Here is a 24,752-nt window from a genome sequence, read left to right on the forward strand (position 1 = left end):
TCTCGTTTGCAGGTTCACCGCAATGACGCAAGCCGCTCTCCATCCCATGCTCAATGTCGCCATCAAGGCGGCCCGTGCAGCAGGTTCCCTCATCAACCGCGCGTCGCTCGACCTCGACATCCTGAAGATCAACACCAAGTCGCCCAATGACTTCGTGACCGAGGTGGACCAGGCCGCAGAGAACGCCATCATCGAGACCCTGCTGCAGGCCTATCCCGACCATGGAATCCTGGCCGAGGAATCGGGCCGCGCGCATGGCGCCAAGCATTCCGAGTTCGTCTGGATCATCGATCCGCTGGACGGCACGACCAACTTCATCCACGGCTTCCCGGTCTACTGCGTGTCGATCGCGCTGGCGCACCGCGGCGTGGTGCAGCAGGCCGTGGTCTACGACCCGACCCGCAACGATCTGTTCTACGCCACCAAGGGCCGCGGCGCCTTCCTGAACGACAAGCGCCTGCGCGTCTCCAAGCGCACCCGCATGAGCGACGCCCTGATCGGCACCGGCTTCCCCTTCCGCCGCGGCGACAACTTCAAGCGCTACGTCAAGATGTTCGAGGAGGTGATGCAGCAATGTGCCGGCCTGCGTCGCCCGGGCGCCGCAGCACTCGACCTCTGCTACGTGGCCGCCGGCTACTACGACGCCTTCTTCGAGACCGGCCTGAACCCCTGGGACGTGGCCGCGGGCTCGCTGATCATCACCGAGGCCGGCGGCCTGATCGGCAACTTCACCGGCGAGGCCGACTTCCTGAACCAGCGCGAGGTGGTGGCGGGCAGCCCCAAGATCTACGGCCAGCTGGTGCAGATCCTGAGCCCCTACACCCGCGTGATCAAGGCCGCGGACGAGGCCGCACCGGCCACCGAGGCCAAGCAGCCGACGGCCGCGACGGCCGCCGATGCCGTGGCCGAGGCCGCCGCTCCCAGGAAGCGCGGCCCGGTGCGCATCAAGAAGGCGGACGCCGAGGGCGATATCGGGGGCAACAGCGCCGCCTGACGCTAAACTCCGCTCCCAGCCTCAGCAAAGCCCTCGCCCGAGGGCTTTGTTCGTTTTCAGCCCGCCTTCGTCCATGAGCCAAGCACCCGCAGCGACCCCGGATTTCAGCGCCCACACGCCGGTGATGGCGCAATACCTCCGCATCAAGGCCGAACACCCCGATGTGCTGGTGTTCTTCCGCATGGGGGATTTCTACGAGGTCTTCTTCGACGATGCGCGCAAGGCCAATGCCCTGCTGGACATCACCCTGACGACGCGCGGCCAGAGCGCCGGCCAACCGGTCGTGATGGCCGGCGTGCCGGTGCATGCGCTGGAAAGCTATCTGGCCAAGCTGATCAGGCTGGGCGAGGCCGTGGCGATCGCCGAACAGGTCGGCGATGTGGCCACCGCCAAGGGTCCGGTGGAGCGCAAGGTCGTGCGCGTGGTCACGCCGGGCACGGTCACCGACACCGAGCTGCTGGCCGACAAGCAGGATTCGGTGCTGCTGTCGGTGGTGCAGCAAGGCTCCAAGTCGAATCCCGTCCTGGGCCTGGCCTGGCTGTCGCTGACCCAGGGCCAGCTGGGCCTGGCCGAATGCAGCGAACGCGAGCTGCCCTCCTTCCTGGCCCGCATGAGTCCGGCCGAGGTGCTGGTGGACCGCGAGCGCCAGCCCCCGGCCGTGCTGGCGGCGCGGCTGCCGATCACCAATAGGCCCGGCTGGCAGTTCGACACCCTGCTGGGCACACGCAAGCTCTGCGAGCAGCTGGGCGTGGCCAGCCTGGCCGGCTTCAACGCCCAGGCGCTGACGGCGGCCCAGGCCGCCGCCGCCGCCCTCTTGAGCTATGCCGAGCACACCCAGGGCCGTGCCCTGGCCCATGTGAAGAGCCTGCAGGTGCTGCGCGGCGGCGAGCTCTTGGACCTGCCGCCGGCCACCCAGCGCAATCTGGAGCTGATCCAGACCCTGCGCGGCGAGAGCTCGCCGACCCTGCTGTCGCTGCTGGACAGCTGCCGCACCGGCATGGGCAGCCGTGCGCTGCGCCACTGGCTGATGCATCCCAAACGCGAACGCGGCGAGGCGCTGGCCCGGCACGATGCGGTGGCCGCGCTGATGGCCGCCGGCTTCGAACCGCTGCGCGAGGCGCTGCGCTGTGTGTCTGACGTCGAGCGCATCGCCGCCCGCGTGGCGCTGCGCCAGGTGCGGCCGCGCGAGCTGACCGGGCTGCGCGCCACGCTGCAGACCCTGCCCGAGCTGCGCGAGACCCTGCCGGGCGGCGCGGCCCTGATCGACGAACTGGCCGCGGGCCTCGCGGCCTCGCCCCATGTGCGCGAGCTGCTGGAGCGCGCGATCGCCGAGGAGCCGGCCGTGCTGCTGCGCGACGGCGGCGTGATCGCCAGCGGTTTCGATGCCGAGCTGGACGAGCTGCGCGGCATCGCGCAGAACTGCGACGCCTTCCTGCTCGACCTGGAAACCCGGGAGCGCGCCCGCACCGGCATCGCCAATCTGCGCGTGCAGTTCAACAAGGTGCACGGCTTCTATATCGAGGTCACGCTGGGCCAGGTCGACAAGGTGCCGATGGACTACCAGCGCCGCCAGACCCTGAAGAATGCCGAGCGCTACATCACGCCCGAGCTGAAGGCCTTCGAGGACAAGGCGCTGTCGGCCCAGGAGCGCTCGCTGGCGCGCGAGAAGCTGCTCTACGAGCTGGTGATCGACCATCTGGTCGAGGAGCTGCAGCCGCTGACCCGCCTGGGTCGCGCGCTGGCCAGCCTGGACGCGCTGGCGGCCCTGACCGAGCGCGCCGCCACCCTGAACTGGTGCCGGCCCGACTTCGTGCCCCAGCCCTGCATCGAGATCCAGGCCGGCCGCCATCCGGTGGTCGAGATGCGCCTGCGCGAAACCGGCGGCGGCGAGTTCATGGCCAACGACTGCCGGCTCGATGCCCGCACCAAGCTGCTGGTCATCACCGGCCCGAACATGGGCGGCAAGAGCACCTTCATGCGCCAGGTGGCGCTGATCGCGCTGCTCGCGGCGATCGGCTCCTATGTGCCGGCCGCCGGCTGCCGCCTCGGCCCGATGGACGCGATCCACACCCGCATCGGCGCGGCCGACGACCTGGCCAATGCCCAGTCGACCTTCATGCTGGAGATGACCGAGGCCGCCGCGATCCTGCATGGCGCGACCGACCAGTCGCTGGTGCTGATGGACGAGATCGGCCGCGGCACCTCCACCTTCGACGGTCTGGCCCTGGCCGGCGCGATCGCCAGCCATCTGCACGACCGCAACCGCGCCTTCACGCTGTTCGCGACCCATTACTTCGAGCTGACCGAGTTCCCGGCCAGGCATGGCCAGGCGCAGAACCACCATGTCTCGGCGGTCGAGAGCGGCGACGACATCGTCTTCCTGCACGAGATCCAGCCCGGCCCGGCGAGCCGCAGCTATGGCGTGCAGGTGGCGCGCCTGGCCGGCATGCCGGCCAGCCTGGTGCGCCAGGCCCGTTCGACCTTGGAGGCCCTGGAGGCCAAGGCCAGCGAGGGCGAGGCGCAGATCGACCTGTTTGCGCCGCCGCCCGAGCCCGTTGCCGCCGTCGCGGAGGCCGATCACCCCGCGCTCGAGGCGCTGCGGGACCTGGACCCCGACTCGCTCAGCCCGCGCGAGGCGCTGGAAACGCTGTATCGACTGAAGAAGCTGGGCAAGTCATGATCCCAGGTGCCCCGGGCTTTTGGCGAAAGACTCGCTGAACATGAATCAAGCCACGATCGTCTTTTCCCACGCCAACGGCTTCGGCGCCGGCTGCTATCGCGTGCTGTTCGAGGCCTGGCGCAAGGCCGGCTGGGAGGTCCACGCCCTGCCCCAGTTCGGCCACGACCCGGCCTATCCGGTCACCAGCAACTGGCCGCATCTGCGCGACCAGCTGATCCATTTCATCGAGCGGGAGGTGAAACCCCGGATGCAAGAGGATGCGCCGGTGATGCTGGTCGGCCATTCGCTGGGTGGCATGCTGAGCCTGCTGGCCGCCAGCCGCCGGCCCGACCTGGCCCAGGGCCTCCTGATGCTGGACTCGCCGGTGATCAGCGGCTGGCGCGCCCACAGCGTGCAGGTGATGAAGGCCACACGCCTGATGCCCAAGGTCTCGCCCGGCAAGATCTCGCGCCAGCGCCGCCATGAGTGGCCGGCGCGCGAGGCGGTGCACGAACATTTCGCCGCCAAGCACAAGTTCGCCCGCTGGGACCCGCGCGTGCTGGCCGACTATGTGGCCAGCGGCTTCGAGGAGCGCGACGACGGCAAGACCCATCTGCGCTTCGCGCGCGAGGTGGAGACCCGCATCTACGACACCCTGCCCCATCATCTGGACCGGGTGCTGCGCCGCCATCCGCTGCGCTGCCCGGTGGGCTTCATTGCCGGCACCCAGTCCGAGGAGCTGCGCCATGCGGGCGCGGCGGCCTCCAAGGCGCTGGCACGCCAGCATTTCCACTGGATGGAGGGTTCGCACCTCTACCCCTTCGAGCGCCCCGACGAGACGGCTGCCCTGGTGTTGCAGTTGCTGACGGCCCTGCAGCAGCCCAGGCCGAGCCCGGCCGGGGCGACCTCGCTATAATCACTTTTTACCACCACAGCGTTCTTGAATAGAACCGGGAGCGCTGCAAGACAATGACCAAGTACGTCTTCGTCACCGGCGGTGTGGTGTCCTCTCTCGGCAAGGGCATCGCATCGGCCTCTCTGGCTGCCATCCTCGAATCGCGCGGCCTCAAAGTCACCCTCATCAAGCTGGATCCGTACATCAACGTCGATCCGGGCACGATGTCCCCCTTCCAGCATGGCGAGGTGTTCGTCACCGACGACGGCGCCGAGACCGACCTGGACCTGGGCCACTACGAACGCTTCATCACCACGCGGATGAAGAAGAGCAACAACTTCACCACCGGCCAGATCTATATGTCGGTGCTGGAGAAGGAGCGCCGCGGCGACTATCTCGGCAAGACCGTGCAGGTGATCCCGCATATCACCAACGAGATGCAGGAGTTCATCCGCCGCGGTGCCGGCCAGGGCACGCCGGAGGCGGTGGACGTGGCCATCGTCGAGATCGGCGGCACGGTCGGCGACATCGAGTCCCTGCCCTTCCTGGAAGCCGCGCGCCAGATGAGCCTGAAGGCCGGCCCGAACAACGTGGCCTTCGTGCACCTGACCTACGTGCCCTGGATCGCCGCCGCCGGCGAACTGAAGACCAAGCCGACCCAGCACACGGTGCAGAAGCTGCGCGAGATCGGCATCCAGCCCGACGCCCTGCTGTGCCGCGCCGACCGCCGCATCCCGGACGACGAGCGCGAGAAGATCTCGCTGTTCACCAACGTGCCCGAGTACGGCGTGATCTCGATGTGGGACGTGAACACCATCTACAAGGTGCCGCGCATGCTGCACGAGCAGGGCCTGGACCAGCTGATCTGCACCAAGCTGCAGCTGAACACCAAGTCCGCCGACCTGAAGCGCTGGGACACCCTGGTGCACGAGGTCGAACACCCGGCCAAGAACGTCACGATCGCGATGTGCGGCAAGTACACCGACCTGAGCGATTCCTACAAGTCGCTCAACGAGGCGCTGCGCCATGCCGGCATTCACAACCATGCCGGCGTGAAGATAGAGTATGTCGACTCCGAGCTGCTGAGCGCCGACAACGTCGAGCAACTGGCCCAGTACGACGCCATCCTGGTGCCCGGCGGCTTCGGCAAGCGCGGCGTCGAGGGCAAGATCCTGGCCGCCAAATACGCCCGCGAGCACAAGCTGCCCTACCTGGGCATCTGCCTGGGCATGCAGGTCGCGACCATCGAGTACGCCCGCAATATGGCCGGCCTGCCCGGCGCGAACTCCACCGAGTTCGCACCGGATGCGCCGCATCCGGTGATCGCGCTGATCGACGAATGGCAGGACGCCGACGGCACCATCCAGAAGCGCGACGAGAAGAGCGATCTGGGCGGCACCATGCGCCTGGGCGCGCAGAGCTCGGACGTCAAGCCCGGCACGCTGGCGCACGACATCTACGGCGATGTGGTGACCGAGCGGCATCGCCACCGCTACGAGGCCAACGAGCATTACCTTGACAAGCTGCAGGAGGCCGGCCTGGTGATCTCGGCCATCACCCAGCGCGAGAAGCTGACCGAGATCGTCGAGTTGCCGCGCGAAGCGCACCCCTGGTATGTGGGCGTGCAGTTCCACCCCGAGTTCAAGTCCACGCCCTGGGACGGCCATCCGCTGTTCACCGCCTTCATCAAGGCGGCGCTGGATCACAAACAGGCCTGAAGGACCACTTGCCATGAAGCTATGCGATTTTGAGGTCGGGATCGACCAACCCTTCTTCCTGATCGCAGGCACCTGCTCGATCGAGAGCCTGGAAATGTCGCTGGATGTGGCGGGCCGACTCAAGGAGGCCTGCTCCGCCCTGGGCATCCCCCTGATCTACAAGGGCTCCTTCGACAAGGCCAACCGCTCGTCGGGCAGCAGCAAGCGCGGGGTGGGCATGGAGGCCGGCCTCAAGATCCTCGACGAGGTGCGCCGCCAGCTGCAGCTGCCCATCCTGACCGATGTGCATGACGAAGCCCAGGTGGCCGATGTGGCCGCCGTGGTCGACGTGCTGCAGACCCCGGCCTTCCTGTGCCGCCAGACCGATTTCATCCGCGCGGTGGCCAAGTCGGGCAAGCCGGTGAACATCAAGAAGGGCCAGTTCCTCGCGCCCTGGGACATGAAGAACGTCATCGACAAGGCGCGCGAAGCGGCTCGCGAAGCCGGCTTGTCGGAAGACCGCTTCCTGGCCTGCGAGCGCGGCGTGAGCTTTGGCTACAACAACCTCGTGGCCGATATGAGCAGCCTGGCCGAGATGCGCAAGTCCGGCGCGCCCGTGGTGTTCGACGTGACCCACTCGGTGCAGAAGCCCGGCGGTCAGGGCACCAGCAGCGGCGGCGCCCGCGAGATGGTGCCGGTACTGGCGCGCGCCGGTGTGGGCGCCGGCGTGGCCGGTCTCTTCATGGAAACCCATCCGCGCCCGGCCGAGGCTTGGTCCGACGGCCCCAACGCCGTGCCTCTCCGGCATATGCGGACGCTGCTGGAGCAGTTGGTCGCGCTGGACCGCGTGGTCAAGACCCAGCCCCTGCTCGAGAACGATTTTTCCTGCTGAACCTCATGCCCAGCGCCTACATCCTCGCCCATGTCCAGGTCACGAATCCCGCGCAGTACGAGGAGTACAAGAAGCTCTCCAGCGCGGCGATGCAGCGGCATGGCGCCGAGGTCTGCGTGCGTGGCGGCAAGGTCGAGGTCTTGGAAGGCGACTGGACGCCGGAGCGTGTGGTGCTCCTGAAGTTCCCTTCGGTCGAGGCCGCCCGCGCCTTCAACGATTCGCCCGAATACGGCCTGGCGCGCGCCGCGCGCCAGGGTGCGGCCGTGATGCGCATGGTGCTGATCGAAGGCGTCTGAACGCAGGTCCTCTTGTTCAGCGCAGGAAACGAAAACCCGGCACCATCCGCGCCGAAGAATTCCCAACTTTCCCCCGGAGACTTTTGAATGAGCGCCATTGTTGACATCGTCGGCCGCGAGATCCTCGACAGCCGCGGCAATCCCACCGTCGAATGCGACGTGCTGCTGGAGTCCGGCGTGATGGGCCGCGCGGCCGTGCCGAGCGGGGCCTCGACCGGCTCGCGCGAGGCGATCGAATTGCGCGACGGCGACAAGAGCCGCTACCTGGGCAAGGGCGTTTTGCGCGCCGTCGAGCACATCAACACCGAGATCTCGGAAGCCGTGCTGGGCCTGGACGCCTCCGAGCAGGCCTTTCTGGACAAGACCCTGATCGACCTGGACGGCACCGAGAACAAGAGCCGCCTGGGCGCCAACGCGATGCTGGCCGTCTCGATGGCCGTGGCCCGCGCCGCCGCCGAGGAAAGCGGCCTGCCCCTGTACCGCTACTTCGGCGGCATGGGCGGCAACCAGCTGCCGGTGCCGATGATGAACGTGATCAACGGCGGCGCCCACGCGAACAACTCGCTGGACCTGCAGGAACTGATGCTCATCCCGGTCGGCGCGCCGAGCTTCCGTGAAGCGCTGCGCTGGGGTGCCGAGGTGTTCCACGCGCTGAAGAAGATCCTGCACGACAAGGGCATCTCCACCGCGGTCGGCGACGAGGGCGGCTTCGCCCCCAGCGTCGAGAGCCACGAGGCCGCGATCCAGCTGATCCTGCAGGCGATCGACCAGGCCGGCTACACCGCCGGCGAGCAGATCGCACTGGGCCTGGACTGCGCCGCCAGCGAGTTCTACAAGGACGGCAAGTATGTGCTGGAAGGCGAAGGCGGCATCCAGCTGACGGCCCAGGAATGGACCTCGATGCTGGCCAGCTGGGTCGACAAGTACCCGATCATCTCGATCGAGGACGGCATGGCCGAGGGCGACTGGGACGGCTGGAAGCACATCACCGAGGTGCTGGGCCAGAAGGTGCAACTGGTCGGCGACGACCTGTTCGTCACCAACACCAAGATCCTGAAGGAAGGCATCGACAAGGGCATCGCCAACTCGATCCTGATCAAGATCAACCAGATCGGCACCCTGACCGAGACCTTCGCCGCGATTGAAATGGCCAAGCGCGCCGGCTACACCGCCGTGATCTCGCACCGCTCGGGCGAGACGGAAGACTCCACGATCTCCGACATCGCGGTGGGCCTGAACGCCGGCCAGATCAAGACCGGCAGCTTGAGCCGCTCGGACCGCATGGCCAAGTACAACCAGCTGCTGCGCATCGAGGAAGACCTGGGCGACGTGGCCGTGTACCCCGGCCGCGCAGCCTTCTACAACCTCAAGTAAGCCGGCTCGCGCCCGCGGCCACGCGGGCGCTGCCGCTACACTTGCGCGCGTGAAACTGATCGGCCTGATCCTCGCGGCGTTCCTGCTCGCCATCCAGGCCCAGCTCTGGCTGGGCAAGGGGGGCGTCGCACGCGTGGCCCAGCTCAAGTCCGAGCTGGCCGAGCAGCAGGCCGCCAACGATCGTGCGCGCGCGCGCAACGCCCAGCTCGACGCCGAGCTGCGCGACCTGCGCGAGGGCCTGGAGATGGTCGAGGAAAAGGCCCGCTCCGAGCTGGGCATGATCAAGCCCGACGAGATCTACGTCCAGGTCCGGCATTGATGGCCCACCCCCTACGCGCTTCGCGCACCCCCTCAAGGGGGCACGCCCGTAGGGCCGGCAAAGCCGGACCCTCGAGCGTCGCTTGGGAAGGCAAACTCCGATAGTCATGGACGCGTTGCTGCAGCTGCTGCACCCCCTCTTCGTCCCCGCCTTCGAGCTGCTGGGCAGCCCCATCACCTGGACCGAGATCCTGGCCTTCGGCCTGGCGGTCTGGATGGTGATCTGCAATATGCGCGTCCATGTGCTGGCCTGGCCGCTGGCACTGCTGAGCTCCCTGCTCTATTTCCTGCTGTTCTGGGACGGCAAGCTCTATGGCGAGGCCTCGCTGCAGCTGGTGTTCGCCAGCCTGGCGCTGTGGGGCTGGTGGCAATGGCTGCGCGGCCGCGACGCCAGCGGACAGAAGCTGCATGTGCGCCTGCTCAGCCCGCGCGGCCGCTGGCTGGCCCTGGTGGCCGTGCTGGCCGCCTGGCCGCTGCTGGGCCTGCTGCTGGACCGCCAGACCGATTCGCCCCTGCCCTACTGGGACGCCCTCCCCACGGTCGCCAGCCTCTTGGGCCAGTACCTGCTGGGCCGCAAGTACCAGGAGAACTGGAGCGTCTGGGTGTTGGTCAATGCGGTCAGCGTCGCGCTGTTCGCCTACAAGGGTTACTGGCTGACGGTGCTGCTCTACGCGGTCTTCATCCCGATGTCGGTGGCCGGCTGGCGCGCCTGGCAGCGGCAGCTGGCGCCCGCCAGGGCTCGCGCGTGAAGATCGCCATCGTCGGCGCCGAAAGCACCGGCAAGAGCCGGCTGGCGCAAGACCTGGCCCTGCGCCTTGCGGCCGACACCGGGCTCTCCTGCAGCGTCGTGCCCGAGTACCTGCGCGCCTGGTGCGAGCAGCACGGCCGCACGCCGCGCGCCGACGAGCAGGCGGCCATCGCCGCCGAACAGGCCCGCCGGATCGACGCCGCGGCGCAGGCCCACGAGCTCGTGATCTGCGACACCACGCCGCTGATGACCGCCGTCTACAGCCAGCTGCTGTTCGGCGACACCAGCCTCGCCGCCGAGGCCCTGGCCTTCCAGCGCCGCTGCGCGCTGACCCTCTTGACCGCGCTGGACCTGCCCTGGGTCGCCGACGGCCTGCAGCGCGACGGCCCGCAGGTGCAGCAGCCGGTGGATGCCGCACTGCGCAGCGCCCTGCTGGGCGCCGGCCTGGGCTGGAGCAGCGTCACCGGCCGCGACGGCGCCCGGCTGGAATCCGCGCTGAATGCCATCACAACCCTGCTGCTACGCCGCACCCCGCCGGGCCAACGTTCGGGCGGCCTCTTCACCCGGCTGCAGGCGCGCCAGGACGGCTTGCCCGAGCAAGCCTGGTTCTGCCAGGACTGCGATGTGCCGGAATGCGAGCATGCCACCCTGCTGCGCGCACGCCTGCGCTGAATCCGGGCCTTCCTGCTTTGCGGCAGCAAACGTTTGCCAGCTATAGTTTGCGGCCATCCCGCCCGCACTTCCGAGAACTCCAATGAAGACCCGTCCCCTTGGCCGCACCCTTCCCGTTGTCGCCAGCGCCCTGCTCCTCGCCGGCTGCGCCACGCAGGCCCCGACGCCCACCGGGCCCGTCTCGGTCAAGGTGCTGGCGATCAACGACTTCCACGGCAACCTGAGGCCCTCGCCCGGCGGCATCCGGCTCAAGGGCGAAGACCCGGCCGATCCGAACAAGCTGGTCGTCGTGCCGGCCGGCGGCGCCGAGAGCCTGCACACCGCGGTGGCCGAGTTGCGCCGCGCCAACCCGAACCATATCTTCGTCGCCGCCGGCGACCTGATCGGCGGCAGTCCCCTGCTGTCGGCCCTGTTCCATGACGAGCCGACGCTCGAGTCGCTCGATCTGATGGGCCTGGACGTGGCCGCCGTGGGCAACCATGAATTCGACGGCGGCATCGCCGAGCTGCTGCGCAAGCAGTACGGCGGCTGCCATCCCAAGGACGGTTGCCGGGGCCCGACCCGCTTCAAGGGCACGCAATTCCGGTACCTGGCCGCCAGCACCTGGGACACCCGGACCGGCAAGACCGTGCTGCCGCCCTATTACGTCAAGCACTTCCAGGGCATCCCGATGGCCTTCATCGGCCTGACCCTGAAGGGCACGCCGGACATCGTCACGCCCGCCGGCGTGGCCGGCCTGCGCTTCGACGACGAGGCCGAGACCGTCAACAAGCTGGTGCCCGAGCTCAGGGCCAAGGGCATCGAGGCGATCGCGGTGCTGATCCACGAGGGCGGCGTGCCGACCGGCGGCCCCAACGAATGCCCGGGCATCTCAGGCCCCATCGTCGACATCGTCAAGAAGCTCGACAAGGCCGTCGACCTGGTGGTCAGCGGCCACACGCACCGCGCCTACACCTGTCAGATCGACGGCCGCTTGGTCACCAGCGGCGACAAGTACGGCACCCTGGTCACCGACATCGACCTGCAGCTCGACCCCAAGAGCCGCGACGTGATCGGCGCGCGCGCCAACAACGTGGTGGTGCGCCTGGACCGCTACGCCAAGGACCCGGCCCAGAGCGCGTTGATCGCCACCTACGAGAAGCTCGCCGCGCCGCTGGCCGGCCGCGTGGTGGGCAGCCTCGGCGCCACCATCTCGCGCGAGCCGAGCCCCGCCGGCGCCACCGCGATGGGCCAGTTGGTGGCCGACGCCCAGCTGGCGGCCAGCAGCGGCCCCGACAAGGGCGGCGCGGTGATCGCGCTGATGAACATCGGCGGCGTGCGCGAGGCCCTGACGCGCCGCCCCGGCGGCGAGATCACCTATGGCGATGTGTTCTCGGTCCAGCCCTTCTCCAACAACCTGGTGACGCTCAGCCTCAGCGGCGAGCAGATCCGCCGCGTGCTCGAGCAGCAGTTCCGCTCCGAGGGCCAGGGCAACCAGATCCTGCAGGTCTCCGAGGGCTTTGCCTACACCTGGGACGCCAGGGCACCGCTGGGCGCGCGCGTCGTGCCGGGCAGCATCAGGCTCAAGGGCCAGCCGCTGGACCCGGCGGCCAGCTATCGCGTGACGATCAACAGCTTCGTGGCCAGCGGCGGCGATGCCTTCCGCGTCTTCACCGAAGGCAGGGATCCGCTGATCGGCCCGATGGATGTCGACGCGCTGGAGCTCTACATCAGGGCCAGGCCCCAGTTGCAGCCCGCCGCGCTGGACCGGGTGCAGCGCCTGAACTGACCCCGCCCGGGACTCATCAGCGCGCCAGCATCATGTAGTCGAACAGCTGCACGCCGCCGGCCCCGCCCAGCGGCACCAGCAGGGCCTTCAGCAGCGGCTGGTCGAAGAAATCGGCAAAGGCGCCGCGGCGGTTGTGCTCGACCGCCAGGATCAGGCGCTTGAAGGGCTCGACCAGCACCAGCAGCTCCTTGTTGTCGCTGCCCATCAGCCAGCGCAGATCCGCCTCCATGCTGATCAGGGCGCAGCGCCGCGCACTTTCGGCCGTCAGTTTCAGCATCGCCGCCAGCACCAGCAGCCCCAGCAGGAAGACGCTGGCCGCCACCGCCATCGGTACGGTCAGCGCCCAGCTGTCGAACAGGCGACTGCGTGCCACCAGCAGCAGGGCCAGCACCACGAAGGGCCCGATCACCAGCGGCGCGATGCGCTCGCTCAGGCGCGCCACCACGGCCACATCGATCCAGTTGTCCAGCAGGCTGTGCTCGCCCGCGGCGTTCGCGTCATGGCGCGCAGCCGGCGCGGCCGCGAGCGGCGTGCACCACAGCGGGCCATGTGCCGCACCCAGTTCGTCGGCGAAGCGCCGCAGCACCGGCGCCGGATAGGCGCTGCGCCGGCTGTTCAGATGGTGGACGAAGCGGTAGAGCAGCAGCGTGGCGTCGGCCACCGCCACCACCGCCAAGGGCAGCAGCAAGAGGATGGCGTAAAGCGTCCAGCGCACCAGCTGGCGATGCTCGTGACCGCGCACCGGCACCTCGGGCACCTGACCGCCGCTCATTGCCAGGAACAGCGCCGACACCAGCAGCACGGTCAGCAGATAGCCGGCCAGCGTGCGCAGCACCCGCGGCCGGCTGGCGCCGCGCCGCTGGTACTGCCGCCACAGCTCGACGAAACGCTGCGTCCGCGCCGGCACCCGCCAGCCCAGCACGGTGAAATGCCGGAACCAGCGTGTCACGCCGGGCCGCATCGCATCCGCTTCCTCGTCGGCCTCGCGGGACACCGCCAGACCCAGCCAGGCCTCATCCTCACCCTGGCCGTGCAGGCAGGCCGCCCAGACATGGTCCAGCGTGCCCAGGATGGCCAGCAGCGCCAGCAGGTGCAGCAGTTGCGAGGGCCAGGCGCTGACGCCCTCCAGCCAGGCCACCGGCTCGCACTCGGGACAGGTCATGCCGTCCGCGCGCGGCCAGGCCATGCCCAGCACCGCCACGGCCACGCAAGTCAGCACGGCCGGATAGAACCAGTCGCGCGCCGCCGTCGGCGCCGGCACGGCGGGCAGGCGCGACGCGCCACACAAGCGCGAGGCCAAGGCCAGCAGCGCCACGACGGCCGCCATGGCCGCCATCAGCAGGATATGCAGAAACTCCAGGCGTCCGGGCCGCACCAGCTCGACCAGCGTACCCAGGGCATAGGCCAGCAGGGCCAGATGCAAGGCCACCAGGCCCAGGCTCGGCAGGTCCAGGCATTCGTCCGCGCCGGGCCGGTTCAGCAGGGCCTGACGGGCCCGGCGCAGCGCCGGCGTCGAGGGCCACAGCAGCAGGGCCGAACTGATCGCGGCCGCCAGCAGGGCCGCCACCAGGCCCTGGGTCGTGAAGCGCGGCGGCGCCTGCTCGCGCGCATAGCCGCCGAGCGGCACCGCACGGTTCAACCCCACCTCATAGAGCGAGGGCCGGTCCAGCAGCGGCTTGGCGGCGCGCAGTTCGGTGCTCTTGCAGTCCTCGCTGCGGCAGGCCGCGCGGCGCGCGGCCAGGTAGATGGAAGCCTGGTAGACATCGCGGAAGGGCGGTGTGCCGGCCTGCAGGTCCGTGCCCGCCGCGGGCGACAGCCCATTGGGAAGCTCCAGCGGCAAACTGCTGGCGACCACCAGATTGCGCGTGAAGGGCCGCGCGCGCGGATGCAGATAGCGCGCATCCATGTCGGTCGTGAAGAAAACCTTGTCGGGGAAGCTGTCGTGCAGGGCCTGCAGCACCAGCAGCTTGTCGTGCACGTCGTTGCCCAACACGCCGATCGCGCCGATCGGAACCCGGCCCACCTCCAGCTCGCTGCGCTGCAGGGACTGCGAGAGGCGGCGCAGATAGTCGAGCTGATCGCGCGACTCCGGCCACTCGATGTGCCGGTCGGCATCCGGCGCGCGCGCCGTGCCCGCGGCGGGCACCGCGCCCTCCTTGGCGCCCCCCTCGCGCACGGTCACGCCGTCGACGCCGCGGAAGAAGTAGGCCGGCTCGACCCGCAGGTTCGCATCGCCCTCCAGCCGCTGCCTGAACTCGCTCACCAGCGCCTGCGCGTACAGCGAATCGCGCTCCGCCACCAGCACCACCCGGCGCGGCCCCTGCTCGGGCAGACGCAGGCGCAGCTCATCGAGCAACTCGCCGATCAGCTTGTTGTCGGTGGCAATCGTGCGCTTGAAGTCGATCTCCGGCGGCGCATGGGGATGCAGCAAATGCTCGAACTGCGTGTTCAGGAACTGCGGCAGGCGCTGCGTGTCCAGCTCCTCAAGGAGCTTGTTCGGGGCCGTCGAGGCGGGGCTGAGGAATTCGGCCCGCGACAGATGCCAGTAGCCCTCGACCAGCGTGCCGCGCCGATGGATCGCCTCGGGCACCTCGGTCGGGCTGCCATCTGTGCGGCGGGGCTCGGCACGCGCCGGCGAGGGACACAGCGCGGCCACCCGCTTCAGGTCCGCCAGGGCATTGCGCAGCGCGTCGGTCGACGAGGGGCCGATGACGGCCAGCCGCGGCAGCCGCGGCCAGACATGCTTGTGATCCGGCGGATCCGCATGGGTGATCAGCAGTTGCTGGAACAGCAGCGCCAGCGCATCGAGCCTGGGGGCCGGCATGGCGGTCTCGTCCAGCCACAGCAGCAGCATGCGACGGTAGCGCGTCTTGGCCTGGCCGGGGCTCGGCGGCGCGCCGTCGGTCAGCAGCTCGTAGGGCAGATAGAACATCGGCTGACGCGGCGCCGACGCCGCCGCCGACGCAGCAGCAGCAGGCGGCGGCATGGCCGGCTGCATCGCCGACGGACATGGCGCTGTGGTGGACGGGGCAGCGGCCGAGGTGGCCGCAGGCCCTTGCGGCGCGGACGCCGACAGGCTCGCCAGCTCGACGCGCAGCAGCCCCAGGCGCTCGGCCTGGCGCGGCACATAGCCCTGGGCCTGCAGGCCGGCCAGCACCGCATAGCGGCTGCGCCGGCGGCTCTCCTCGGCGCCGACGAAGGGGTTGCCGGGCATCATCACGGCCACCACCAGGCTGTCGTCCTGCGGGCCATCATTCGCCAGGTCGAGGCTCGCGCGAAGATCGTCTACCTGATTGCGGCCGCGCAGCGCGCGGTCCTTGCAGGCCTGGAAGTCGCGGGCCTCCTTGTCGCGCTTCTCGCAGCGCTCCAGCCATTCGGACTCGAAGCGCCGCAGCGCCAGGAAGGGGTCCTCCCACAGCCGGGCATCGATCTGCTGGTCGATCACGCTGCTGCTGCTGACGCCGCGTTCCTTCTCCGGCGGGCGGAACTGCTCGAAAGCCTGTGGCACCAGCTGGGTGCTGGTGACAAAGGCGGCCAGCACCGCCATGCTGGCCCAGGGAAATGAGGTGCCACGACCGTCCGACATGCCAAGCTCCCGCGTCCTCATGCGCACACGCGCATCGCCATCGCAGGCCATGGCACCGCGGCGCCATGGGCTTGGCTCGGAAACTGGCAGCTCGGCTCGCCCCGGTCATCGTGCAGGATGGGGAAAGCCGCTTCGGCCTACGCAGCCGGGGGGATGGCGCCGGCCAGCGCCGGCAGGCCGGCTACTGCAACGTGTCGCTGCTGGGCTGCTGCTGCAGCCCGGCGGTGAACAGCCCGCCCACGTCCACCGCATCGAAGTGGTACTGCAGGCCGCAGAACTCGCAGCCGATCTCGACCTGGCCGCGTTCTTCCAGCACCGAATCGACCTCCTCGCGGCCCAGGCCCTTGAGCATCTGACCGACTCTTTCTCGAGAGCAACTGCAGGCGAAGCGCGGCCCGTTTTCGCCCTTGTGCGGCTCGAAGCGGCGCACCGTCTCCTCCCAGAACAGGCGGCGCAGGATGGTGTCGGCGTCCAGCGTCAGCAGTTCCTCGGTGGTCAGCGTGGCGGCCAGGATGCTGATGCGGTTGAAGGCATCCGACAGGCCGATGTCGTCCTCGTTCCTGGGCGCCCGGCCCTCCAGATTGGCCTCACCCTGCACCGGCAGGCGCTGGATCAGCAGGCCCGCGGCGATCTCGTCGTTGGCGGCCAGCACCAGCTTGGTGTCGAGCTGCTCCGACTGCAGCATGTAATGCTCCAGCACCTCGGAGACCTTCTGCAGCGGCTCGCGCTGGTCGCCATGCAGCGGCACCACGCCCTGGTAGGGCTGCTGGCCGGGAAACTTGTCCTTGGGATCGAGCGTGATCGCGCAGCGGCCCCGGCCATGGACGTTCAGCATCGCCTCCAGCTTGGCGCCTTCCGGCACCGCCCCCACCACCTTGGCGGTGGCGCGGAAGGCCAGGTCCGGCTGCACCTCCGCCACGGCCAGCTTGACCGGGCCGTCGCCCATCACCTGCAGCACCAGGGCGCCGTTGAACTTGATGTTGGACTGCATCAGTACCCCCGCGGCCGCCATCTCGCCCAGCAGCTGGCGCACTTCGGCCGGGTAGGCCTCGCGGCTGGCGCGGCGCTTCAGCACCTCCTGCCAGCCCTCGGTCAGGCGCACCAGCATGCCGCGCACCGGCAGGCCCTCGAACAGGAATTTGTGCAGTTCACTCATTGGGGATCTCAAGCAATCTTTTTCAGGTCCGCCGCGTAGCGGCGCGAATTCGCTATGTAGTGGCGAGCGCTGGCTTTTAAACCCTCGATCTGGGCCGGGCTGAGCTCGCGCAGCACCTTGGCCGGACTGCCGACGATCAGCACGCCGTCAGGAAATTCCTTGCCCTCGGTCACCAGGGCGCCGGCGCCCACCAGCGAGTTCTTGCCGATCCTGGCGCCGTTCAGCACCACGGCGCCGATGCCGACCAGCGAGTTCTCGCCCACGCTGCAGCCGTGCAGCATCACCTGGTGACCGACGGTCACGCCCTCGCCCAGCACCAGCGGGAAGCCGGCGTCGGCATGCAGCACCGAGCCGTCCTGGATGTTGGTGCCGCGGCCGATCGTCAGGTGCTCGCTGTCGCCACGCAAGGTGGCGTTGAACCACACGCTGCAGTCCTCGGCCAAGCTGACCCGGCCGATCACCTGGGCCGATTCGGCCACCCAGGCCGAGTCCGCGACATCGGGCACATGCTCGCCCAGTTGATAGATGGCCATCGAGGCTCCCGAATTTTGTGGCAATAGCGGATTTTAAGGGGGCTGTCCTTCACCCCCTCGGGGGCTCGTATGCGCCCTTCGGCCGGTGCTATAAACCGCGCCAAACCGCGCCAAAGCGGCCGCCCCGCGGCCGGGCGAGCGCATCAACAAGGGAGGAAGCAACATGACATCGAAGCAGCCGAAACGGGCCGTAGGCCGCCACCACGCCATCCGCCTTGCCCTCGGCGCACTGGGCTTGAGCCTGCTCGCCGCCTGCGGCGGCGGGGGCGGCGACAGCGGCACGCCCAGCTCGCCCGCCCCCGCCAGCAGCCTGAGCATCGGCGCGGCGAACTACCAGCAGGTGGCCCGGGTCGTGGTGTCCTCGTCCGGCTATCTGCTGGACACCGGCGATTTCGCGCTCGGCGAGCAGCCCGGCAGCGCCGCCGCGCGGCAGAACAGCCGCCTGGCCAAGGCGCAGCAGGTGCGTCCCGCCGCCGTGAGCAGCGACACCCTCGCCTGCTCGCAGGGCGGCAGCCTGCTGGTCAGCTTCAACGACCAGAACAACAACGCCAACTGGGACGTGGGCGACAGCCTCAGCGCGGAAGCCCGCAGCTGCCGCGAGGATGGCCTGACCCTGCAGGGCAAGCTGGGGCTGAACACCAAGGCCCTGAGCGGCAGCTTCGGCAGCAGCAGCTACAGTGCCACGCTGCAACTGACCCTGGGCGATTTCACCGTGACCGAGGGCAGCGACACCGCCACCGGCAACGGCAGCTTGGACATGCTGCTCAGCGTGGCCAGCGGCACGACCGAGTTCACCCTGGTGGTGGACGCCTTCACCATTGCCGGCACCGAGGCCGGCCAGCCCTTCAGCCACAGCCTGCGCGACACGCGCCTGAGCCTGCGCGTCCCCGCCGCCGGCGGCAGCACCAGCAGCACCAGCGCGACGGTGACCAGCAGCCTGCTGGACGGCAAGAGCGTGCGCATCGACACCCCCACCCCCTTCGTGACCACGGCCAATGCCGAATTTCCGTCCAGCGGCCAGATGCTGATCAGCGGCGCGAACGGCTCGAAGCTGCGTCTCAGCGCCCAGAACGCCGCCCAGGCCTTGCTGGAGCTGGACGCCGACGGCGATGGCAACTTCGAGACCCGCAGCACCAAGGCCTGGAGCGAGCTGCGCTGAGGCCCTGGGGCGACTTGCGTTGACGCCGGGCGGTTCGCCCCGGCAGGGGCGGCCGGCGTATCATCCCGCCCCTGCCATGAACGATAGCGAGCTCCGCACCGCAGCCCTGCGCATCCTCTGCCTGCGCGACCCGGCCGAGAAAGCCGCGGCGGCCCGGGCGCTGCATGCCGACGGCAGCCCTGCCTGCGCGCCGGATCCGCAGCGCGCGATCGAACGCCCGGACGGCCTGCCGGGCCGGCCCGAGCGGCCGCTGCTGGTGCCCACGCTGCAGGTGCCCAAGCGCTCGCCCTTCACGACCGAGGGCCGCGCCGCCCTGATCCATGCGATCGCGCATATCGAGTTCAACGCGATCAATCTGGCGCTCGACGCGGTCTGGCGCTTCGCCGGCATGCCGCGCGAGTTCTATCTGGATTGGCTGCGGGTCGCGTCCGAGGAGGCGCTGCATTTCGGCCTGCTGCACGAGCATCTGCAGGGCCTGGGCTTTGCCTATGGCGACTTCGGCGCCCACGACGGCCTCTGGACCATGGCCGAGCGTACCGCCGGCGACGTGCTGGCCCGCATGGCCCTGGTGCCGCGCACCCTGGAGGCGCGCGGGCTGGACGCCACGCCGCCGCTGCAGGCCAAGCTCGCCAAGGCCGGCGACCAGCGCGCGGTCGAGATCCTGGACGTGATCCTGCGCGACGAGATCGGCCATGTGGAGATCGGCAACCGCTGGTACCGGCATCTATGCCGCCAGCGCGGCCTGGATCCGGTGGCCATCTATCCGGGCCTGGTCAAGCGGTACGAGGCGCCGCGCCTGCGGCCGCCCTTCAACCTCGCCGCACGCCATGCGGCCGGCTTCAGCGCCGAGGAGCTGGCCTATCTGCAGGCCGAGTAGCCCGAGCCAGGTCGCCCGTAGAATCGCGGGTTTTCCCGCAAATCCGGTGCCACCTTGTCCCGCGTCCAAGCCAATCTGCTGCTCGTTGTCATCGCCCTGATCTGGGGCTCGGCCTTTGTGGCGCAAAGCCAGGGCATGGCGGACATCGGTCCGATGGCCTTCACCGGCGTGCGCTTCCTGATCGGCGCCCTGGTGGTAGCGCCGCTAATGTGGTGCGAATGGAAGAAGTCCCGGCAGGAGTTGCAGGGTCAAAGGCGGCCGCTGCGGCGCGGCGACGGCCTGAAGATCGCCGGCCTGGGCGCTCTGCTGCTGCTGGGCGCGGCGATGCAGCAGATCGGCATCGTCTCGACCACGGTCACCAATGCCGGCTTCCTGACGGCCCTGTACGTGCCCCTGGTGCCGGTGCTGGGCTGGCTGCTGATGCGGCATCTGCCGCATTGGTCGGTCTGGCCGGGCGCGCTGGCCTGCCTGGTGGGCGCCTTCCTGCTGTCAGGCGCGCATGAGCTGAACATCGGCCCGGGCGATGCCTGGGTGATCGCCTCGGCCCTGCCCTGGGCCCTGCATGTGCTGCTGGTCGGCCGGGTGGCCGACCGCATGGCCGCGCCCTTCCTGGTGGCCGGCGGCCAGTTCCTCGTCTGCGGGCTGCTGGCCCTGGCCTATGCGCTGGCCTTCGAGCCGATGTCCTGGGAAGGCCTGCAGGCGGCGGCCCTGCCGATCGTCTACACCGGCGTGCTGTCGGTGGGCGTGGCCTTCACGGCCCAGGTGGTGGCCCAGCGCTATGCGCATGCGGCCGACGCGGCCATCATCCTCTCGTCCGAGACCCTGTTCGCGGCGATCTTCGGCTACCTGATGATGGGCGACCGCTTGAATGCCGCCGGGCTGGCCGGCTGCGCGCTGATCCTCGGCAGCATGCTGCTGATCCAGCTGCTGCCCTTGTGGCAGGGCATCAGAGCTCGAAGCCTGTCGTCTTCTTGACGGTGCGCAGCACCAGCATCGAGTTGGCCCGCGCCACGCCCGGCAGGTGCATCAGCACCTCGCCATGCACCCGCTCCAGGTCCTCGGCGTCCTTGTAGGCGAAGCGCACCAGGTAGTCGTTGCTGCCGGCGACGAAGAAGCAGTCCAGGATCTCCGGCACGTCGCGCACCGCCTGCTCGAAGGCGGCCAGCACCTGGGGGGTGGTGCGCTCCAGATTGATGATCGTGAAGCTGGTGCCCGGCCGGCCCACGGCCTTGGGGTTCACCAGCGCCACATATTGCGCGATCACCCCGACCTCCTCCAACTGCTTGACCCGCCGCAGGCAGGCCGAGGGGCTGAGGTGCACGCGCTGCGCCAGCTCCACATTGGAGAGGCGCCCGTCGCGCTGCAGTTCGTTCAGGATGCCGCGGTCGATCGCATCCAGTTGCACTTCCGAGCCCATCGTTCGAATTTCCTGCGATTGAGTCGCCGGACTATCGCATGAAGATGCAAAACCTCGGGTTTACGCGGCCCGGGGACGCATGCACATTGCGCGCGCGCTTGCCTAGACTGGAGCGATCTTCAGGAGCCCGCCATGACCGACACCAAGCTCGACGCCAAACTCGACGCCAAACTCGACGCGTATTGGATGCCCTTCACCGCCAACCGCCAGTTCAAGAAGGCGCCGCGCCTCCTGACCCGTGCCGACGGCATGTATTTCACCGACGACAAGGGCCGCCAGGTGCTGGACGGCATCGCGGGCCTGTGGTGCGTCAATGCCGGCCACAACCGGCCCAGGATCGTCAAGGCGATCCAGGATCAGGCGGCCGAGCTGGATTTCGCGCCGCCCTTCCAGATGGCCCACCCCAAGGCCTTCGAGCTGGCCGAGCGTCTGGCCAAGATCAGCCCCGAGGGGCTGGACAAGGTGTTCTACACCAACTCGGGCTCCGAGTCGGTGGACACGGCCCTGAAGATGGCGATCGCCTACCACCGGGTGCGCGGCGAGGGCGCGCGCACAAGGCTGATCGGCCGCGAGCGCGGCTACCACGGCGTCAACTTCGGCGGCATCTCGGTGGGCGGCATGGTCGCCAACCGCAAGATGTTCGGCACCATGCTGGGCGGCGTCGACCATATCCGCCACACCCACGACCCGGCGCGCAATGCCTTCACGGTCGGCCAGCCCGCGCATGGCGCCGAGTTCGCCGACGACCTGGAGCGCCTGATCGCGCTGCATGACGCCAGCACCATTGCCGCGGTGATCGTCGAGCCGGTCGCCGGCTCCACCGGCGTGCTGATCCCGCCGCAAGGCTATCTGCAGCGCCTGCGCGAGATCTGCGACAAGCACGGCATCCTCCTGATTTTCGACGAGGTCATCACCGGCTTCGGCCGCACCGGCAAGCCGTTTGCGGCCCAGACCTTCGGCGTCACGCCCGACCTGATGACCGTGGCCAAGGGCCTGACCAATGGCTGCGTACCGATGGGCGCGGTGTTTGCGTCCAACAAGATCCACGACGCCTTCATGAACGGGCCCGAGCACCTGATCGAGTTCTTCCATGGCTACACCTACTCGGCCCATCCGCTGGCCTGCGCCGCGGCCCTGGGCACCTTGGACACCTATGCCGAGGAAGGCCTGCTGACGCGCGCGGCCGAGTTGCAGGGCTATTTCTCAGAGTGCCTGCATGCGTTGAAGGATGCGCCCAACGTGATCGACGTGCGCAATATCGGCCTGGTCGGCGGCGTGGAGCTCGCCCCCCTGCCCGGCGAGCCGGCCAAGCGCGCCTTCAACATCTTCCTGGACTGCTGGGAGAAAGGCGTGCTGATCCGCACCACCGGCGACACCGTCGCGCTTTCGCCGCCGCTGATCATCGAGCGCTCGCATATCGACCAGATCATCGATACCTTGCGCGGCGCCTTGAAACGGGCAGCCTGATTTCGGTGCATGATGGGGTCAACGATGTTGGCCCTGGTTGTCTATGACGAGCCGCAGATCCGATCGCAATAAACCCGTGGTGCTGGTGCCGGCCTGCAACCGCATGATGGGCAAGCACCCCTTCCACATGGCCGGCAAGAAGTACCTCGACGCGGTGCGCCTGGCCGGCTGCCTGCCGCTGATCGTGCCGAGTTCCTCACCCGAGGAGCTGGACGAGTTGCTGGCCCTGGCCGATGGTGTGCTGCTGACCGGCTCCAAGAGCAATGTGCACGCCAGCCATTACGGCGAGCGCACGCATGATGAGAGTCTGCCCCAGGATCGCGTGCGCGATGAATGGGTGCTGCCGCTGATCCCCAAGACCCTGGCGCTGGGCATGCCGCTCTTGGGCATCTGCCGCGGCTTCCAGGAGGCAAATGTCGCTTTAGGCGGCAGCCTGCACCAGGCGGTGCAGGAACAGCCCGGGCTCAACGACCATCGCGCCGGCCCCGGCACGCCCGAGCAGCAGTACGACTTCGCCCACGAGGTCCAGGTCTTGCCGGGCGGCACGCTGGCCCGGCTGCTGGACGGCCGGGAGCGCATCGCGGTGAACTCCCTGCATGGCCAGGGCATCAAGCGCCTGGCCCCGGGCCTGAGGATCGAGGCCCGCGCCGAGGACGGTCTGGTCGAGGCCTTCAGCGTCGAGTCCGCCCCAGGCTTCGCGCTATGCGTGCAATGGCATCCCGAGTGGCAGGCCGCCGGCAACCCGGTGTCGATGCGCCTGCTCCAGGCCTTCGGCCGGGCCTGCCACGACTATCGGCAGCGCGATCCGGAGACCTAGCGCCCAGGCCCCATCACCCTTCCCGATTCCTTCAGCAAGATGAGGAGCAAGCAATGGCGGCCCGAGACGAGTTCACCTTCAGCGCGCTGGAACAATGGTTCCGTGAGCATCGCGTCACCGAGATCGAGTGCCTGGTGCCCGATCTCACCGGCGTGGCGCGCGGCAAGATCCTGCCGCGCGAGAAATTCACCGAGGATCGCGGCATGCGCCTGCCCGAGGCCGTGGTCGCGATGGGCGTGACGGGTGAGTTTCCCGACGAGGGGCCCTACTACGACGTCATCAGCCCCAACGACATGGACATGCATCTGCGCGCCGACCCGACGACCGCGCGCATCGTCCCCTGGGCTGCCGACCCCACCGCGCAAATCATCCACGACTGCTTCGACCGGCACGGCAAGCTCGTGCCCTTTGCGCCGCGCTCGGTGCTGCGCCGCGTCTGCGAACTCTATGCCGCCGAGGGCTGGGACCCGGTGGTCGCGCCCGAGCTGGAGTTCTACCTGGTCGCGCGCAACACCGATCCCGACATGCCGCTGAAGCCGCCGGTGGGCCGCAGCGGCCGTGCCGAGACCTCGCGTCAGGCCTATTCGATCGATGCGGTCAACGAGTTCGACCCGCTGTTCGAGGATGTCTACGACTACTGCGAGAAGATGGAGCTGAACGTGGACACCCTGATCCACGAGATCGGTGCCGGCCAGATGGAGATCAACTTCTTCCACGGCCGCCCGCTCGCCTTGGCCGACGAGGTGTTCTTCTTCAAGCGCACGGTGCGCGAGGCGGCGCTGCGCCACGACATGTTCGCCACCTTCATGGCCAAGCCGATCGCCGGCGAGCCCGGCAGCGCGATGCATGTGCACCAGAGCGTGCTGGACCTGGCCAGCGGGCTCAATCTGTTCAGCAACGCCGACGGCTCGGCCAGCCGCGAGTTCTACTGGTTCATCGGTGGGCTGCAGAAATATGTGCCGACCGCGATGGCCCTGTTTGCGCCCTATGTCAACAGCTACCGGCGCCTGGCCCGCTTCACCGCCGCACCGATCAATATCCAATGGGGCACGGACAACCGCACCGTCGGCATCCGCGCGCCGGTGGCGCCACCGGCGAATCGCCGCATCGAGAACCGCGTGATCGGCGCCGACGCCAACCCCTATGTGGCGCTGGCCGCCACGCTCGCCTGCGGCTACCTCGGTCTGAAGCACCGCATCGAGCCGGCACCCGAGTGCAAGGGCGATGCCTATCTCGGCGACTACCAGCTGCCACGCAGCCTGGGCGAGGCGCTGGAACAGCTGCGTGCCGCAGACGACTTGGCGGCGGTGCTGGGCCGGGAATTCGTCACCGTCTACACCGAGATCAAGGAGATCGAGTACGCCGAGTTCATGAAGGTGATCTCGCCCTGGGAACGCGAGCATCTGCTGCTGCATGTCTGAGGAGGA

At 68.8% G+C, this 24,752-nt stretch carries 21 protein-coding genes; 17 read left to right on the forward strand and 4 right to left on the reverse strand.

What is annotated here, in order from left to right; translation table 11 throughout:
- Positions 1–22 precede the first annotated feature (22 nt).
- From AC07OQ_RS12680 to AC07OQ_RS12730, 11 genes are all read left to right on the forward strand, one after another.
- Positions 23–994: an inositol monophosphatase family protein gene (locus tag AC07OQ_RS12680; RefSeq protein WP_495053489.1), complete on the forward strand. Its 972-nt coding sequence runs from the start codon at positions 23–25 to the stop codon at positions 992–994.
- 73 nt (positions 995–1,067) lie between these two features.
- Positions 1,068–3,674 carry a DNA mismatch repair protein MutS gene (gene mutS / locus AC07OQ_RS12685; protein ID WP_495053490.1) on the forward strand — a complete coding sequence of 869 codons (2,607 nt, stop codon included), beginning with the start codon at positions 1,068–1,070 and terminating at the stop codon, positions 3,672–3,674.
- 40 nt (positions 3,675–3,714) lie between these two features.
- A complete protein-coding gene (locus AC07OQ_RS12690; RefSeq protein ID WP_495053491.1) occupies positions 3,715–4,569 on the forward strand; it encodes an alpha/beta fold hydrolase in 855 nt (284 codons plus the stop codon).
- Positions 4,570–4,622: 53 nt separating this feature from the next.
- Positions 4,623–6,266, forward strand: a complete 1,644-nt coding sequence (pyrG, locus tag AC07OQ_RS12695; protein ID WP_495053492.1) for a CTP synthase — start codon at positions 4,623–4,625, stop codon at positions 6,264–6,266.
- Positions 6,267–6,279: 13 nt separating this feature from the next.
- On the forward strand, positions 6,280–7,137 hold the full coding sequence (gene kdsA, locus AC07OQ_RS12700; RefSeq protein ID WP_495053493.1) for a 3-deoxy-8-phosphooctulonate synthase: 858 nt from the start codon (positions 6,280–6,282) through the stop codon (positions 7,135–7,137).
- A 5-nt stretch (positions 7,138–7,142) separates the two neighbouring features.
- Positions 7,143–7,433 carry a DUF1330 domain-containing protein gene (locus AC07OQ_RS12705; RefSeq protein WP_495053494.1) on the forward strand — a complete coding sequence of 97 codons (291 nt, stop codon included), beginning with the start codon at positions 7,143–7,145 and terminating at the stop codon, positions 7,431–7,433.
- An 87-nt stretch (positions 7,434–7,520) separates the two neighbouring features.
- Positions 7,521–8,807, forward strand: a complete 1,287-nt coding sequence (eno, locus tag AC07OQ_RS12710) for a phosphopyruvate hydratase (RefSeq protein ID WP_495053495.1) — start codon at positions 7,521–7,523, stop codon at positions 8,805–8,807.
- Between the two features lie 49 nt (positions 8,808–8,856).
- Positions 8,857–9,126 (forward strand): cell division protein FtsB, encoded by a 270-nt coding sequence (gene ftsB, locus AC07OQ_RS12715; RefSeq protein WP_495053496.1) that lies wholly within the window; start codon positions 8,857–8,859, stop codon positions 9,124–9,126.
- Positions 9,127–9,232: 106 nt separating this feature from the next.
- Positions 9,233–9,874, forward strand: coding sequence for a nicotinamide riboside transporter PnuC (pnuC, locus tag AC07OQ_RS12720; protein ID WP_495053497.1), 642 nt, complete (start codon positions 9,233–9,235; stop codon positions 9,872–9,874).
- The gene (locus AC07OQ_RS12725) at positions 9,871–10,545 is read left to right on the forward strand and encodes an AAA family ATPase (RefSeq protein ID WP_495053498.1); all 675 of its coding nucleotides are present in this window, start codon (positions 9,871–9,873) and stop codon (positions 10,543–10,545) included. The genes pnuC and AC07OQ_RS12725 overlap by 4 nt, the downstream gene beginning before the upstream one ends.
- Positions 10,546–10,627: 82 nt before the next feature.
- Positions 10,628–12,313 (forward strand): bifunctional metallophosphatase/5'-nucleotidase, encoded by a 1,686-nt coding sequence (locus AC07OQ_RS12730; protein WP_495053499.1) that lies wholly within the window; start codon positions 10,628–10,630, stop codon positions 12,311–12,313.
- A gap of 16 nt (positions 12,314–12,329) precedes the next feature.
- Here the strand turns inward: AC07OQ_RS12730 and AC07OQ_RS12735 are convergent, their stop codons facing one another.
- From AC07OQ_RS12735 to AC07OQ_RS12745, 3 genes are all read right to left on the reverse strand, one after another.
- Positions 12,330–15,899 (reverse strand): hypothetical protein, encoded by a 3,570-nt coding sequence (locus AC07OQ_RS12735; RefSeq protein ID WP_495053500.1) that lies wholly within the window; start codon positions 15,897–15,899, stop codon positions 12,330–12,332.
- A gap of 181 nt (positions 15,900–16,080) precedes the next feature.
- Positions 16,081–17,055: an Hsp33 family molecular chaperone HslO gene (gene hslO / locus AC07OQ_RS12740; RefSeq protein WP_495053501.1), complete on the reverse strand. Its 975-nt coding sequence runs from the start codon at positions 17,053–17,055 to the stop codon at positions 16,081–16,083.
- Positions 17,056–17,063: 8 nt separating this feature from the next.
- Complete coding sequence (locus AC07OQ_RS12745; protein WP_495053502.1) at positions 17,064–17,588, reverse strand: gamma carbonic anhydrase family protein; 525 nt, start codon at positions 17,586–17,588, stop codon at positions 17,064–17,066.
- Between the two features lie 235 nt (positions 17,589–17,823).
- On the opposite strand from AC07OQ_RS12745, the gene AC07OQ_RS12750 reads away from it, so the two are divergent.
- The 3 genes from AC07OQ_RS12750 (at position 17,824) to AC07OQ_RS12760 (ending at position 20,599) form a co-directional block, all read left to right on the forward strand.
- Positions 17,824–18,747: a hypothetical protein gene (locus AC07OQ_RS12750; RefSeq protein WP_495053503.1), complete on the forward strand. Its 924-nt coding sequence runs from the start codon at positions 17,824–17,826 to the stop codon at positions 18,745–18,747.
- Between the two features lie 76 nt (positions 18,748–18,823).
- Positions 18,824–19,624 (forward strand): ferritin-like domain-containing protein, encoded by an 801-nt coding sequence (locus AC07OQ_RS12755; RefSeq protein WP_495053504.1) that lies wholly within the window; start codon positions 18,824–18,826, stop codon positions 19,622–19,624.
- 54 nt (positions 19,625–19,678) lie between these two features.
- Complete coding sequence (locus tag AC07OQ_RS12760; protein ID WP_495053505.1) at positions 19,679–20,599, forward strand: DMT family transporter; 921 nt, start codon at positions 19,679–19,681, stop codon at positions 20,597–20,599.
- Here the strand turns inward: AC07OQ_RS12760 and AC07OQ_RS12765 are convergent.
- Positions 20,571–21,041 (reverse strand): Lrp/AsnC family transcriptional regulator, encoded by a 471-nt coding sequence (locus AC07OQ_RS12765; RefSeq protein WP_495053506.1) that lies wholly within the window; start codon positions 21,039–21,041, stop codon positions 20,571–20,573. The genes AC07OQ_RS12760 and AC07OQ_RS12765 overlap by 29 nt on opposite strands.
- A 132-nt stretch (positions 21,042–21,173) precedes the next feature.
- On the opposite strand from AC07OQ_RS12765, the gene aptA reads away from it, so the two are divergent.
- From aptA to AC07OQ_RS12780, 3 genes are read left to right on the forward strand one after another with little or no spacing between them, the layout of a single operon-like run.
- Positions 21,174–22,508, forward strand: coding sequence for an omega-aminotransferase AptA (gene aptA / locus AC07OQ_RS12770; RefSeq protein ID WP_495053507.1), 1,335 nt, complete (start codon positions 21,174–21,176; stop codon positions 22,506–22,508).
- Positions 22,509–22,551: 43 nt separating this feature from the next.
- A complete protein-coding gene (locus AC07OQ_RS12775) occupies positions 22,552–23,325 on the forward strand; it encodes a gamma-glutamyl-gamma-aminobutyrate hydrolase family protein (protein WP_495053508.1) in 774 nt (257 codons plus the stop codon).
- A 53-nt stretch (positions 23,326–23,378) separates the two neighbouring features.
- Entirely contained in the window at positions 23,379–24,746 is a 1,368-nt protein-coding gene (locus tag AC07OQ_RS12780) for a glutamine synthetase family protein (protein WP_495053509.1), read from the forward strand.
- Positions 24,747–24,752 lie beyond the last annotated feature (6 nt).

The organism is Roseateles sp. GW821-FHT09B06 (genome assembly GCF_059418245.1).

Bases quoted from the DNA above. Each gene is read 5' to 3' on its own strand.
- pnuC (WP_495053497.1), top strand. From the start codon at position 9,233: ATGGACGCGTTGCTGCAGCTGCTGCACCCCCTCTTCGTCCCCGCCTTC.
- AC07OQ_RS12690 (WP_495053491.1), top strand. From the start codon at position 3,715: ATGAATCAAGCCACGATCGTCTTTTCCCACGCCAACGGCTTCGGCGCC.
- AC07OQ_RS12745 (WP_495053502.1), bottom strand. From the start codon at position 17,588: ATGGCCATCTATCAACTGGGCGAGCATGTGCCCGATGTCGCGGACTCG.
- AC07OQ_RS12680 (WP_495053489.1), top strand. From the start codon at position 23: ATGACGCAAGCCGCTCTCCATCCCATGCTCAATGTCGCCATCAAGGCG.
- AC07OQ_RS12775 (WP_495053508.1), top strand. From the start codon at position 22,552: ATGACGAGCCGCAGATCCGATCGCAATAAACCCGTGGTGCTGGTGCCG.
- AC07OQ_RS12755 (WP_495053504.1), top strand. From the start codon at position 18,824: ATGAACGATAGCGAGCTCCGCACCGCAGCCCTGCGCATCCTCTGCCTG.
- kdsA (WP_495053493.1), top strand. From the start codon at position 6,280: ATGAAGCTATGCGATTTTGAGGTCGGGATCGACCAACCCTTCTTCCTG.
- aptA (WP_495053507.1), top strand. From the start codon at position 21,174: ATGACCGACACCAAGCTCGACGCCAAACTCGACGCCAAACTCGACGCG.
- AC07OQ_RS12735 (WP_495053500.1), bottom strand. From the start codon at position 15,899: ATGTCGGACGGTCGTGGCACCTCATTTCCCTGGGCCAGCATGGCGGTG.
- hslO (WP_495053501.1), bottom strand. From the start codon at position 17,055: ATGAGTGAACTGCACAAATTCCTGTTCGAGGGCCTGCCGGTGCGCGGC.
- AC07OQ_RS12780 (WP_495053509.1), top strand. From the start codon at position 23,379: ATGGCGGCCCGAGACGAGTTCACCTTCAGCGCGCTGGAACAATGGTTC.
- eno (WP_495053495.1), top strand. From the start codon at position 7,521: ATGAGCGCCATTGTTGACATCGTCGGCCGCGAGATCCTCGACAGCCGC.
- pyrG (WP_495053492.1), top strand. From the start codon at position 4,623: ATGACCAAGTACGTCTTCGTCACCGGCGGTGTGGTGTCCTCTCTCGGC.
- AC07OQ_RS12765 (WP_495053506.1), bottom strand. From the start codon at position 21,041: ATGGGCTCGGAAGTGCAACTGGATGCGATCGACCGCGGCATCCTGAAC.
- AC07OQ_RS12705 (WP_495053494.1), top strand. From the start codon at position 7,143: ATGCCCAGCGCCTACATCCTCGCCCATGTCCAGGTCACGAATCCCGCG.
- mutS (WP_495053490.1), top strand. From the start codon at position 1,068: ATGAGCCAAGCACCCGCAGCGACCCCGGATTTCAGCGCCCACACGCCG.
- AC07OQ_RS12730 (WP_495053499.1), top strand. From the start codon at position 10,628: ATGAAGACCCGTCCCCTTGGCCGCACCCTTCCCGTTGTCGCCAGCGCC.